Here is a 13,490-nt window from a genome sequence, read left to right as displayed (position 1 = left end):
GTTACCCCGATAAAAGAATTGGCTGTAGCAGTGCATTGCCTGGAAAAACGTAATCACAAGCAATGACTCACTACATGTTATTCTTTTTTAATATATATCAGATCTCGCGCCAACGGCCATTTTTTGCAGCGGCGTAAAACGCATCTGCGTCTTAAACTGAGCATATTTGCGCAAAGCAATCCGATAGTTATTAGTGCTGGTCGTGGGCAACCATGGCTCCAGGTTTTCGTCGAGGAACCCTTCATTTAGCAAATCACGGGAGATGTTTAACTCGCTCAGATGATTGCCAAGCCGGCGCAGACGGACAACATACTCGCGCACCGTACCGTGACTCATCTCAGTCTGTTCGAAGAGATATTGTTTGAACCCGATGATATCGAAGAAATCGCTCTGCTCTTTGCAGTGCAAATCCCCGCAGAAACGACAGAGTGCAACCCACTCTTTTTGCTCTTGTTGCCAGGCCGCTTCATCCAACAGCATATCCAGCCGGGAAATCGCAATCTTGTTTACGATTTCGCCCCGACGGACCAGAGTGATACGGTCGAGCAACTTATGGCAATGAGCGCAATGCGTCTGGCTGTGTTTAAAGTCTTTAAGGTAGCGGCTTAGAGGCCGTCTTTTAGGTTGCTGCACCGTCATGATAACTCCTGGTTGTCAATGCGTTGTTCGGCATTTACCAGGGGCGATGCAGGATCACCAACCTATAACTTACCCAGCTTGGTACGTAAGCGCTTAATAGCCTGACTATGGAGCTGGCTCACCCGCGATTCTCCTACTTCAAGAACAGCGCCAATCTCTTTGAGATTAAGCTCTTCCTGGTAGTACAGCGTCAGGACAAGTTGTTCACGCTCCGGGAGAGATTCAATAGCTTCCATCACCCGGTGACGCAAATTACTTTCCATTAGCTGGAATAACGGGTTTTCCTGTTGGTGATCGTCAGTTACCAGCTCGATACTGTCACCGTGCTCTTCCCGCCATTCATCATAGGAAAAAAGCTGGCTATTGTTGGTATCGAGCAGCATCTGACGGTATTCCTCAACAGGAATCCCAAGGCGTTGCGATACTTCTGTTTCCGTCGCGTTACGCCCCAGTTCTTGCTCCAGTTGCCCCATGGCTTGCGCCACTTCGCGGGCATTACGCCGGACGCTGCGCGGCACCCAATCGCGGCTGCGCAATTCGTCCAGCATCGCCCCACGAATACGCTGCACTGCGTAAGTGGTAAATGCCGTTCCTTGCAGAGCGTCGTATCGGTCTACAGCATTCAGTAGACCGATACCGCCCGCCTGTAGCAGGTCGTCCAGTTCCACACTCGCCGGCAATCGCACCTGGAGGCGCAATGCTTCGTGACGCACAAGAGGTACATAACGCTGCCACAGCGAGTGTTTATCCATTACACCTTCAGCGGTATAGAGTGAATTCACGATAAACAGCCCTGCGTTAATTGAGTTATCGGCATGATTATCCGATTCTGGAGTGGTTTTAATCGGATGAATAGTGGGTAAAATGGGGGGTTATTTGCCTTTATAACACCACACGTTTCGACGGCAATGCATATAATACTAGCTCGAAAGCCAGCGCCGGATGATGTCCGCGCAGGTAAAATCGATAATCATCTGAAATATTGTAGATAAATTGAAACATCGCGCTCGGTTTTTACTTTTGTGATTTACGCCGATAGTTTGCACACCCGACGAAATCCTTGGCCTACGCCCTAATGACCTAAATTTTCGCTGTGTTTTTAACATATTGCTCTCTAGTGTCATCAGAAACGTCTCACCAGCATCGACAAAATAATCAACCGATGCTTCATCAGATTGGCTGCAGTTTGTTTTTCTGGCATAATTCCCCGTCATAAAGCGTAACGGTATTTCTATCAATCAATTCGCATCCAACCTGCAAAATACTTTATCCAATTGTCCTGCCCGCGCATCTAATTTGATGCAGACATATCAAACAAGCAGAATGTAATTCTCAGGCAAATATCTTTGCGTCACGCGGTCTAACTTGATGATATTATGAACATAAACCGTATAACCTTCAGGACACGGTTTCACCGTTATTGCTTCATAAGCAACCGTCTCGCTTTACGGGACAAAAATATCTCCGCTTATTGTGCTAAATAACCCGCAGGTCTTCATCCGTACGCGGACGCTCATTCACTCTATTTCATTCATAATATCTAAATCACTTTTGCCAATTTTACATAAACAAAAGCAATTTCAGGGTGACGTTAAAAGGCCAATCACAGCACTATTTTTTGCTGCGCAATCGCACTTCTGTTCGCGCTTTCCAGGAATGACAATCCCTGCAATGCGGTGGCAGAACCAATTGCATAGCTGTTTGCTTCGCCACGCAAAGCTGCAGCGATATCGCAGTAGTAGTTGGCAAAAGCTTCAATAAAACCTGCCGGATGACCGGCTTTAAAGCGACAGTAACGATCCAAATTGGCGATGGTGTTGTCACCCGCTGTACGATCGACAATACGCACGTTGCCATGAATATCAGCAATGCGCAGATACTCCGGCTCCATCTGCAACCATTCGGCGCTGCCTTCTGTACCATAAATGCGGATCCGCAAACCGTTGCGGAAACCGAGCGCGGCTTTACCGTACCAGTAGTTACACACCATATCGTCGGTATAACGTGAGACGATATTGACGGTGTCCACCACGTTCGGCACTCGCGCAAATGTGCTGTTAACGGCGTAAACATCCAACGCCTGTTTGTCGGTGAGAAACTCCACCAACTGGTGCACATGAACGCCGAGGTCCAGCGATACCGTTGGGATTTCTCCGTCCACTCGACGCCAGAGTTGCGGTAAGGTCACGTTGCCATCATTACGGCAGCGGCTAAAACCTTCCTGCGGCATTTCGACCATTACCTGCTGAACTCGCCCAAGCCCGCCGCTCAGCAGGCGCTGGCGTAGTTCGCGTACCATCGGATAACCGGTATAGTTGAACGTCACATACAGCGGGCTGTTAACCTCATCAACCCGCTGCTGAATCTCTTGCGCATCACCTACCGTTGCCACCATCGCCTTCTCGCAGATGATCGGCAACGGGTACTCCAGGCAAGCCAGTAAAATGTCGCGGTGCGCAGGCGTCGGCGTCAACACCGCCACCGCATCAAGACGCTGATGCTCTTTTTCCAGCATCAAGAGCGCATCCTGATAAATCGCGCGCTTCTCCAGCCCCCAGGCTGCTCCGGTTTGCTGATTGATGCTTTCATCTCGGCTGAAACAGCCCGCCGTCAACTGGAAGTGCCCGTCCATCTGGCTGGCGATTTTATGTGTCATGCCGATGGCGGAATTGATACCGCCACCGATGAATGCAAGGCGCAAAGGCTTGGCCATAATCCAGTCCTTAAATCGTTTTAAAAGAAAAATAGTTTTTGAGCTGTGGTGTCAATCGCGCGAGTTCGGCGAAATTCTCAAACTCGGCAAAAACCAACCCCGCCCTGTCCCGCGGCGCGGGCAACAGAGGATCACCAGGTAACTTCAACGGGATAGTCTCAATAATTCGCGCCGCCAGCGGGGCAAAGCAATAACCAACAAAGTGACTTTCAGCATTGCTGGAAATAGTATGCCGGGCGATGGCTCGCTGATGCGCGGGACGACGCGCGCTGAATGCGGATTCGCGGCCAATAAAGGGTGCGACAAAGCCGATGGAATAGGCTTCGCCGGTAGACAATTCAATCAGACGCGAATAGAGATCGCCCGGGCAACGCCGGGTTAACTCAATCAGCCAAAAATCATGCTCGTTGGCGATAAACTGGGTATGCAGTAAGCCATCAACGAGTTGCAGTTCCCGCACCAGCGTCTGCATGCATTCGCTGACGCGATCGCGCATCGCTTCAGCTAGCGTCAGGCTCAGGCTACTGCTGTTCACCTGCCAGGGATAAACAGTGCAATATTCATCGACGAAAAATTCACAGACAATCTCACCGCCGCGAATAAATGCCGAATGGCTGTATAACGCACCTTCGCAGAAAGTTTCGATGACGCAGTGGCCATTACGGGAAGCGCCGCGTGCCAGTTCAACCGCCTGCGGCAATGCGCCCGGCTCGCGCACCAGCGTAATACCGATCCCGCTATAGGCATCAATGGGCTTAACCAGTAACGGAAAAGGCAAATCACACGCCGCTTTCAGTTCGTTAACCGCACGCGGAATCGGATAGCCTTTCAGCTCTGCCCAGGCGCGGAAACGATCTTTAAGAAACAGCGTGTCACTGACGTCCGGCGTATCAAAACCGGCCAGTCCGAGTTCGGCCGCCACACGGCTACCGGTCAGATAAGAGACATCGGTAACACCGGGCAAAATCGCCGTAATCTTCTGTTCGCGCGCCACGGCCAGCACTGCATCGGCGTCAGCGTAATTCTGTACATGCGCGATATCGGCGAACTTCATTCCCGCATCCTGCGCTTTGCCGCTGCACACCAGCGTCGTAAAGCCCGCCGCTTTAACAGCCTGTTGCAAAGGCAGCGACGCAAATCCGGCGTCGAGGATCATTGCCGTTGCTGGATGGCTCATAGCCCCCCCGCAGAAATCATGGCGACATTGTTTGCGACAGAGCGCGCCATACGGCGGATAACATCGACAATGCGCTGCTGATCTTCCCGCTCCAGCCCCGGGTAGATCGGCAGACATAGCACTTTCTCGGCGATCTCGTTCGCACAGGGTAAATGCTCTTTTTGCGAGGTTGCAAAACCGCGATACATACTGAAAGAGCTAATTAAAGGGTAGAAGTAGCGACGGGTTAAGATGCCTTCACTTTTCATCGCGTCATATAACGCATTACGGCTGATGCCAAACTCAGGCTCAATCAACACCGGGCAATACGCATGGTTCCAGCTCACATCATCGGGTACGTCAAGCAGGCTCAGTCCTGCAACGCCATCCAGCAGCTTGAGATAATGCTGATACAGCGCTTGCCTTTCAGCCAGTGCCTGATCAATATGTTTTAACTGCAACAGACCGAATGCAGCTTCCACTTCATTCATTTTGGCGTTGATGCCGGGCGCAACCACGCGGGTTTCACCGGCAAAACCAAAGTTTTTCAGGTAGTCGATGCGTTGCTTCGTCCGCGCGTCATGGCAGATAATCGCGCCGCCTTCGAAGGTGTTAAATACTTTGGTGGCATGGAAACTGAGTACCGAAAGATCGCCGTGATTCAGGATACTGACGCCGTTTTTCTTCACGCCGAATGCATGCGCAGCGTCATAAAGCACTTTTAAGCCGTAAACATCCGCTACCTGTTGGATCTTATCCACGTCACAAGGTACGCCATAACAGTGCACCGGCATGATCGCTGTCGTCTGCGGCGTAATCAGCTCTTCAACACGTTCCGGGTTGATGTTGTAGGTCAACGGGTCGATATCCGCAAAAACTGGCGTCAGGCCATTCCACAGCAAGGTATGTGAGGTAGCGACAAACGAATAAGGGGTGGTAATCACCTCACCCGTAATACGCAGCGCCTGGAGTGCCGTCAACAACGCCAGTGTTCCATTGGCGAACAGACAGACATATTTCACCCCCAGATATTCCGCCAGCGCGTCTTCAAGTTGCTGGTGGAATGTCCCGCCATTGGTGAGGATGCGGTTCTGCCAAATCTTTTCCAGATAGGGAATAAACTCTTCCAGAGGCGGCAACAGAGGGCTGGTAACAAAGATGTTATTGTCCATAAAATGAACCTGAACAAGCCAGAGATGACTTTGATGTTACAGGCCCCAAAGTGAATCTATTGGGTAAACAAGGGGCATTTCCCATGCCAATTAGACCCGCAAGACACCTGCCTCACTTTGCTATTATTGGCCGAGATAAAGAAAATCTGTGAAATTTCACGCCTGAGAAACCAGGCCGTCGTTACCTCGTTGCCGCATCGTGTGTTGATGCGTTCAAACTACTGCCCGCATAACGGAAAAAAAATGAACGAATGCGCTTTGGTGAGTATCGTCATCCCAACTTACAAGCCCGAATTCTTCGCAACAACGCTCGCCAGTGCGTTGAATCAGAGCTGGCCAAACTGCGAAGTCATTATTTATGACGACAGCAACGACGACACCATTCGTCTCACCTGCGAGCGTTATGCATTAACCACTAAAACGCCTATCTATTACACCAAAAACAGCGTCCGTTTATGGGAAGAAGGCAATGTGCTGGCCGGTGTGCGTCAGGCCAGTGGTAAGTACATCAAGTTTCTCTACGATGATGACATTCTTTTCGAACACGCTATCACCCGGCTCGTTGCAGCACTGGAATCCTCCTCCGGCAACAGCATGGCTTCCGCACGTCGTGTTCGCGTTGATGAAAATGGCACTCCGTTGGTCGATATTACGGCGACCGCCTTTCCTTTTACTGCCGATGTGATTATGGATGGCCCGGACGTAGTAAAGTTTTTCGCCGATCATCCGGTGAACTTTATTGGTGAGCCGAGCTCCGTGCTGTGTTATCGCGAAGATCTGATCGCCTTTGGGGACGATCTCTTTACCCTACTTGGTGAGAACCTCTATTTCCTGACCGATATGACGCTGTATCTGAAGTTATTGCGCCTCGGCAATCTGGCTTTTGTCGCTGAAACGCTCTCGGCTTTTCGCGTCTCCGAGAATCAGAGTAGTCAGCTTGTGCATACCGGGAAATATGGCGACGTCATTAACCGAACCTATACCCGCATGCCGCAAATTGTTAGAGAACTGGGCTGGTACAGCGGTAATAAAGAAGAGAATGAAAAGGTCAAAGTCGCGCTGATGCACGGCGAGCAGCGTTTCCAGACGGAAAATCTGCTGCGTGCGTTGCATAACTCCCTACAAATCTCCGTGCGTCGGTTCTACAGCAACAAGATCAACAAATGGCTCGACGAACGCCGTCTGCCACCGCAGTTCCTGCCGCTGGTGGAAACTTTCCAGCAAACACGCAACACGCAGCAAACGTTAACCATTTTTATCTCGCAGTACGGGCATCATCCTGATGCTGTCGCGGCGACGCTGCAAAGCCTGCAACGCTACGCTGGGTTTGGGCTGACACTGAACCCGGTGGTCATCACGGATCAGCGTGCCGATCTCCCTGCGCAGATACTTATCGCCCGGCAAGATAATCAGATAGATATCCTCAATCAGTACATCGCCAGCCAGCCGTCTGACTGGGTGATGTTCCTTGACGCGGGGGAAGTGCTGCTTGAAAGCGGCATGCTGATGTTCGATCTGGCGCTGGATGGTGCCTCCGGCTGCGATGCAATTTATGGCGATGAGTTCTACGCACAGAATGGCGAGATCGTCACCACTGCGATGCGTCCGGATTTCAACCTCGATTTACTGCTCAGCTACCCGGCAGAGATGGCCCGCCACTGGATTTTCCGCAGCGCAACGCTTCTTGCTGCGGGCGGATTTAGCCCGGCTTATCCGCAGGCCTGGCAATTTGAGTTTATTGTTCGTCTGATTGAACAAAAAGGGATGGGCTTTGCCGGACACCTGCCGGAGCCGTTTGTGATTGGTCATCCGCCAGTGCAGACCAGCCAACCGGAAGAACAGGCGATTTTGACACGACATCTGCACAATCGCGGCTATGCACAGGGTACGGTGGTGGCAACGCATCCTGGGCTGTATGCCCTGCGTTACAATCATCAGGAACAACCGTTGGTGTCGATTATCATCCCGACCAAAGATCAGCTTACTATTCTCAGCACCTGTGTCACCAGCCTGCTGGAGAAAACGCGCTACCGGAACTATGAACTGTTGATCGTTGATAATAACAGTGAGACGCCGGAAGCGTTACAGTGGCTCAATGGGATCTCGACTATCGACCCTGATCGCATTCGCGTGTTGCGCTATCCGCATCCGTTCAACTATTCCGCTATCAACAATATGGCCGCACGGGAAGCGCGCGGTGAATACCTGGTATTGCTGAATAACGATACGGCAGTGATCAGCGAAAACTGGCTGGATCATATGCTGAATCATGGGTTACGCCCGGAAGTGGGCATCACCGGCGCGAAGCTGCTCTACCCCGACGGCAAAGTCCAGCATGCAGGCGTGGTGCTGGGGCTGCGAGGCCCGGCGGATCACCCCTTTATCGGCAGCGAAAACAACCGCGCCGGTTACATGAATCGTCTGCTGGCTGACCAGAATTACAACGTGGTCACCGCCGCATGTTTGCTGATCCGCAAATCCGTCTACGAACAGGTCGGCGGGCTCGACGAAGAGAACTTCACCGTCTCCTATAACGATGTCGATCTGTGTCTGAAGGTGCGTGAAGCAGGTTACCTCACTGTATGGACCCCACACGCCGTGGTTATGCATGAAGGTAGCGTGAGCCAGAACAGTGTGGATAAAACCGTGCAGGAGAAAAAACGCCAGCGCTTTATGGCTGAGCAGGACACCATGTACGCAAAATGGATGCCACTCATCGCCAACGATCCGGCCTATAATCCGAATCTCTCGCTGGATGGCGCGGGATTCCAGTTTGAAGCCAGTAGCAATAAAAGCTGGCAGCCGATGCACTGGAAGCCGCTGCCACGCTTGATCGCGTTTCCGTTGCAAAGCCTGCCCGGCAGCCGGTTGCGCCTGGATGCACCGCTCGCATTACTCAATAATGCGGGTGTCGTCGAAGGGCAAATTAATTATCACGCCAGCACCTATGTCGATATCAGTCGCTTTGCGCCGGATGCGCTGATCGTCCATCGACAAATCAGCGACGGCGCGCAGGAGTGGTTGCGCCGTCTGCCACAGGCGGAATCAGTGTTCAAAATCTTCGATCTGGATTGCTGGTTACCGGGTTTACCGGTCAATGCCGACGAGCGTAACGATCTGCCGCAGGATATTTTCGCTGCGCTGCGCAGTACGGTGGCGCATGTGGATCGCTTGATCGTCGCCAGCAACGAACTGGCCGAACAGTGCGCCGGGTTGCACAATGACATCCGCGTGATGCCGACGCGACTTTCGCCGCAACAATGGTCGGGATTATCCAGCCAGCGTGGCGTGGGGAAGAGGCCGCGCATCGGCTGGTGTGGAACAGCGGCGAATACCGGCGATCTGGAGTTGATTCATAAGTTAGTCAGCCAATTAGCCGATCGGGTTGAATGGGTGTTCTATGGTTATTGTCCCCCTTCCCTTCGGGAGTGGGTCAGCGAATTCCATGCGCCTGTTCACCCTCAACATTTTGCGAAAAAACTGGCCAGCCTCAATCTCGATCTCGCCCTGGAACCCTTGGCTGACACCCCGTGGAACCGTGCGCTTAGCCCGGTGCGTCTGCTCGAATATGGTGCCTGCGGCGTGCCGGTGATTTGCAGCGATATCATCAGCACACAGGACATTGATGGCGTTACGCGCGTTGAAAATCGCGCGAAAAGCTGGCGCGAAGCCATTGAAAACCACCTGCTCGATGCGGTTGCGGCGGCACAACTTGGCGATAATTTGCGCCTGTACGTGCTTGAAAACGGTATGTGGAACGGCGAAAGCCTGCTGCGCCAGGCGCAACTCTGGTTACCCGATTAATGTTTCTCACCCAACAATAGATGGCAACAAAAAAGGCGCTTTACAGCGCCTTTTCTTTTACTGCCAGCTACTTGTCGGCCGGTAACCAGCCCTGACGCCAGTCATCAAGCCCTGCATCACGAAGATACCAGTCGCTGCGCACAGCAGCACGCAGCGCATCACCCTGCCGCTCGCGCAGCGCCGGATCGTGAATGTATGCCTGAATTGCGTTCATCCAGTCTTTAAAGCGATTAGCCACCAGCGTCACCGGCAGATTGCAGCGATAAGGATCAATGTCGGTGGCGATGATCGGCACACCGCAGGTGCCAATCTCCAGCAAACGCAGGTTGCTCTTACATTCGTTAAACTGGTTGATTTCCAGTGGCACCAGCGCCAGATCCAGATTCAGACTCGCCAGTTTCTCCGGGTACATTTCAAACGGTACGCCGGGGTGGAATTCGCAAAGCACGTTGCGTGGCTTCATGCCCATAAACACCCACTCCACCTGCCCTTCCAGCTCTTTGATCAGCGGCAACAGGATCTCCAGATCGCCGGTATGCGAACTGCCTCCAGCCCAACCGACACGCACTTTTTTTCCGGTTCCGCGGGCGCTGAGTAGGTGATCCCACTGATTCGGTGCCAACCGGTTTTGCGCAATGCGAATATCGCTGTGGAAACGGCTGTAGGCTTCGGCCAGCTGCGCTGTAGAAACGACTACCCAGTCGGCACTGTCCATCACTTTGCGGAAGTTTTTCAGCATCTGTGGTGGGAAGTGCTGACGGTTACCATTTTTCATCGGCACGTTAAGCAGGTAATCATCATATTCCAGTACGATTTTCGCGCCACTGACATCGCGTAGCTGCTTCATGATATCCGGGAAGCGGCTGCCGGTGATCAGCTCAAGCAGAATCACATCCGGCCGCATTTGCGCCGCTTCCATCAGGCCTGGAATGGTGTTTGTCAGCCCGCCTTCGATCATAAGATGGCGCTCCAGCGCTTTGAATGGTTGCATCACCCGGTGATGACCGCCACCGACCCAGTTGATGTGGTGGGCTAACACCACTGGCAGTGGGCGGCCTGGCAGCGGCTGATGCAAGCGCGCAATACTTGCGCTCAACGTGAAGGCCGTACCCATCTTCTGCATCAGGGGATGGTACGAAGGTTCATTCAGTAATCCCTGCTGCCACTCACCGCGCAGCGTCGTATAGTCCTGCAGCAACGGGCGCTCCTGCACGCCAATTTTGTTGCCGAATAAACGCGTCGCGCCGCCCATATGTTTCACGCGGGCATAAGGCGTCCAGACATTGAGATATCCTTGCTGCTGGGCGCGCAACCCCAGATCCACATCGGCGAAATAGAGGGGATAACGCTCCTGGGTAAAGCCGTTTAAGGAGAAGAAAACCTCTTTACGCACCATCATGCAGGAGGCGCTCACGGCGGCCAGATTACGAGGCGTTTTCAGAAAGTACTGGAAACCATTGCTCTGCCCGTCAGCACCATCGAAGGCGACATCAACACCGTGCTGCACGCCAACTAAATAGCCGCCATGTTGAATACGGCCGTCCTGATACTCCAGCCGCGCGCCCACTAGCCCTACTTCCGGACGCAACGTGTGTTCAAGCAGTGCATCTAGCCAGTTACCGTCGATGATTTCGCAGTCATTATTGAGGAACACCAGCACATCGCCACGCGCTTGTTGCGCGGCAGCATTATTAATTTCGGCGAAGTTAAAGGGCGCGTCATAACGCATAATACGCACCTGATCGAGCCCCAACTCCGCCAGATCGTTGAGGAAACGGCAGGCGTCTTCCTCCACCGACTGGTTATCAACGATCAGCAACTCATAGCGCTGATAGCGGGTCTTTTCCATCAGACTTTCAATGCAGCGTTTAAGCAGCGCAAAACGATCGCGGGTCGGAATAATGATCGACACTAACGGTGTCGCCTCCCACTGGTAACGCAGACGTTTAATGTTCTCCGTTAATCCCTCTTCCAGCGTGGCGTTAATACCCAACCGTTGCAGATGCGCCAGCAGCGCCTGTTCGCATTCAGCCGCCACGTCTGCGGCCTCGCTCCAGTGGGCTACTGGATGCGGGTTTTCCACCAGCACTTCCGCCACACGACCCATTGCGCCTGTGCCCTGCCCTTCGACAAGGCGCCACAGCAAATCGATATGTGCCGCGTGGGGATAATGACCGCTGAATCCCCCAACCTGCAAAGCCCTTTCCCGCGAAAAAAGTACCGTCTGCCCGATATAAGGCACACCGCGCAACAGATCGATATTGACGCCCGGACGCAGTGTCAATAACGGTTCGCCGTTTTCTGCCCGCGTCATCTCATCACAGTAAAACAACCCGGCATTCTGCTGGTTCATACGTTGCTCTGCAAAACGTAGCAGCGCGTCATCACGCAGCGTGAAACCAGCGGGGATCAGCAACATAGCTTCGGCACTGCGCGCGTTCAGCAGCGCATTTGCCGCCGCAGGCCACGCGGCATCCTCGGCAATCACATCAATACTGACAGCCGCCAGCGACTGGCTTTCCACCGATGCACGTGTGCGCGCGCTGCCCTGATTGTCACCCAGGATAATCACGCCAATGCTGGCTTTATCGGGATACGCGCGGGCAAATGTGAGCAATGCTTCCCGCCGCGCTTCGCTGATCTGGCGATCATCCAGCCAGCGGCTGAAGGAGTAGTCGGAGGTTTGCTGCTGTGCCAAAACCGCTTTACTGTGAAAGTTGAGTGCATAGCGGGATTTTTCATCCAGTTGGCGCGTCTTCGCCACCAGGGGCACATTCACGATGGCATCCAGCGCAGTCTCCAGCGACCATTTCGCTGCCAAATCCGCACGCTGTGCCTGAGTCCACGCCAGTGCGCTGGCGAAGCCGCTTCGTAGCATCTCAACCCACTCATCGGCATCCGGGCAGTTGCGCAACGACAACGCACAGAAATGCTCAACTTCATGACGAGCAATGTTAGCGTCGTTCAGATAGCCTTCAACATAGCCCTCGTTTACCAGGAATAGCGGAATACCCAGCGTCAGCGCTTTTGCCACGCTGTCGTCATTGCCGATCACAACGTCATAGTGTTCAAGCCAGGCCGGATCGATGCGCTGCGCTTGCTGGTTAAGATCCAGCCAGTCTATCTGAACGCCGGCTTCGAGCGCACGCTGCTGCACTTCATACATCTCCGCCGACATTTTCGGCGCAATATAGACCGCACGCGCCAGCATCGACGATTCGCGGGTGCGCACATACTGGCTGAAACGCCCCGGAACCTTCCACCCCAGGTTTTTAAGTTGAGTGCTTTCCACTCCGGTTTGCAGCAGAAGCGCGGAAGTCCGCGGCGAGAGATCGAGCGTCAGCGCTGCGAACTGATTTTCCAGCGCCACGCCCCAGGGAATGTAGAGATCGTTATAGTCGTTGAAATGGCGGAAAATCATCGCGCCGCTGAGACGTTCAGCGGCGATCGCATCGAGTAGTTTCTCGCTGAAGAAACCGCGATAGATCCAGATAACATCATATTGTGTGTCCGGCTCACCCTGCTTGTCGGTCACCAGCGCAAAGCGTCCTGTCGCCTTCAGGCGCTCGATCTCCGCGCTCAGTACCTTTCCTGCTTCACTGGTGATGACATCCACCCGCCAGTTCTGTGCCAGCAGCACATCGGCAATATCGAGCAATTCATTGGTATGGGGCGTAAAAGCATCAAATTTATCAACGCTGATTAATATGCTTCGCATCTCTCATCCTCAGCACGCCGGACCTGTAGACCGGGGCTATCAAAGGGCGTTTCTGTCGTTATGCAATATTGTGGGGGAGTAAGAAAAGATTGAGAGGAAAAACAGTCAGTAGAAAAGGTGCTATATCTGACGATTGGACATAAAAAAAGGCATCCGAAGATGCCTTTTTTAATCCGTTGCGAATTAACGCAGCAGGGACAGCATGGTCTGCGGAACCTGGTTGGCCTGAGCCAGTACGGAAGAACCCGCCTGCTGCAGGATCTGCGCGCGCGACATGTTCGATACTTC

General features: G+C 53.1%; 8 protein-coding genes. 1 reads left to right on the top strand and 7 read right to left on the bottom strand.

Going from position 1 to position 13,490, the window contains the following annotated elements; all coding sequences use genetic code 11:
* Positions 1-87: 87 nt before the first annotated feature.
* The 5 genes from fliZ to BM427_RS17180 all read right to left on the bottom strand — a co-directional run bounded on the left by fliZ (position 88) and on the right by BM427_RS17180 (position 5,680).
* On the bottom strand, positions 88-639 hold the full coding sequence (fliZ, locus tag BM427_RS17200) for a flagella biosynthesis regulatory protein FliZ (RefSeq protein ID WP_090123561.1): 552 nt from the start codon (positions 637-639) through the stop codon (positions 88-90).
* A gap of 62 nt (positions 640-701) precedes the next feature.
* Positions 702-1,421 (bottom strand): RNA polymerase sigma factor FliA, encoded by a 720-nt coding sequence (locus BM427_RS17195; protein WP_007371523.1) that lies wholly within the window; start codon positions 1,419-1,421, stop codon positions 702-704.
* An 821-nt stretch (positions 1,422-2,242) separates the two neighbouring features.
* The gene (locus tag BM427_RS17190; RefSeq protein WP_090123560.1) at positions 2,243-3,352 is read right to left on the bottom strand and encodes a Gfo/Idh/MocA family protein; all 1,110 of its coding nucleotides are present in this window, start codon (positions 3,350-3,352) and stop codon (positions 2,243-2,245) included.
* A 10-nt stretch (positions 3,353-3,362) separates the two neighbouring features.
* The gene (locus BM427_RS17185; RefSeq protein ID WP_090123559.1) at positions 3,363-4,529 is read right to left on the bottom strand and encodes an ATP-grasp domain-containing protein; all 1,167 of its coding nucleotides are present in this window, start codon (positions 4,527-4,529) and stop codon (positions 3,363-3,365) included.
* Positions 4,526-5,680 carry a DegT/DnrJ/EryC1/StrS family aminotransferase gene (locus BM427_RS17180; RefSeq protein ID WP_090123557.1) on the bottom strand — a complete coding sequence of 385 codons (1,155 nt, stop codon included), beginning with the start codon at positions 5,678-5,680 and terminating at the stop codon, positions 4,526-4,528. Before BM427_RS17180 ends, BM427_RS17185 begins: the two co-directional genes overlap by 4 nt.
* Positions 5,681-5,923: 243 nt before the next feature.
* On the opposite strand from BM427_RS17180, the gene BM427_RS17175 reads away from it, so the two are divergent.
* Complete coding sequence (locus BM427_RS17175; protein WP_167518500.1) at positions 5,924-9,484, top strand: glycosyltransferase; 3,561 nt, start codon at positions 5,924-5,926, stop codon at positions 9,482-9,484.
* A gap of 67 nt (positions 9,485-9,551) precedes the next feature.
* Here BM427_RS17175 and BM427_RS17170 read toward each other — a convergent pair whose 3' ends face one another.
* Both BM427_RS17170 and BM427_RS17165 read right to left on the bottom strand, forming a co-directional pair.
* Positions 9,552-13,202 carry a glycosyltransferase gene (locus BM427_RS17170; protein WP_090123554.1) on the bottom strand — a complete coding sequence of 1,217 codons (3,651 nt, stop codon included), beginning with the start codon at positions 13,200-13,202 and terminating at the stop codon, positions 9,552-9,554.
* A 183-nt stretch (positions 13,203-13,385) separates the two neighbouring features.
* The coding region (locus BM427_RS17165; protein ID WP_254779586.1) for a flagellin at positions 13,386-13,490 on the bottom strand (105 nt) is incomplete at its 5' end.

Source organism: Kosakonia arachidis (assembly GCF_900116535.1).
GTDB classification, from domain to species: Bacteria; Pseudomonadota; Gammaproteobacteria; order Enterobacterales; family Enterobacteriaceae; genus Kosakonia; species Kosakonia arachidis.
Note: the sequence above shows the minus strand (reverse complement) of the source record. Positions and strands in the feature narration are given on the sequence as shown.

Excerpts from the sequence above, each read along its gene's own strand:
- fliZ (WP_090123561.1), bottom strand. The coding sequence starts at position 639 with ATGACGGTGCAGCAACCTAAAAGACGGCCTCTAAGCCGCTACCTTAAA.
- BM427_RS17185 (WP_090123559.1), bottom strand. The coding sequence starts at position 4,529 with ATGAGCCATCCAGCAACGGCAATGATCCTCGACGCCGGATTTGCGTCG.
- BM427_RS17170 (WP_090123554.1), bottom strand. The coding sequence starts at position 13,202 with ATGCGAAGCATATTAATCAGCGTTGATAAATTTGATGCTTTTACGCCC.
- BM427_RS17190 (WP_090123560.1), bottom strand. The coding sequence starts at position 3,352 with ATGGCCAAGCCTTTGCGCCTTGCATTCATCGGTGGCGGTATCAATTCC.
- BM427_RS17175 (WP_167518500.1), top strand. The coding sequence starts at position 5,924 with ATGAACGAATGCGCTTTGGTGAGTATCGTCATCCCAACTTACAAGCCC.
- BM427_RS17180 (WP_090123557.1), bottom strand. The coding sequence starts at position 5,680 with ATGGACAATAACATCTTTGTTACCAGCCCTCTGTTGCCGCCTCTGGAA.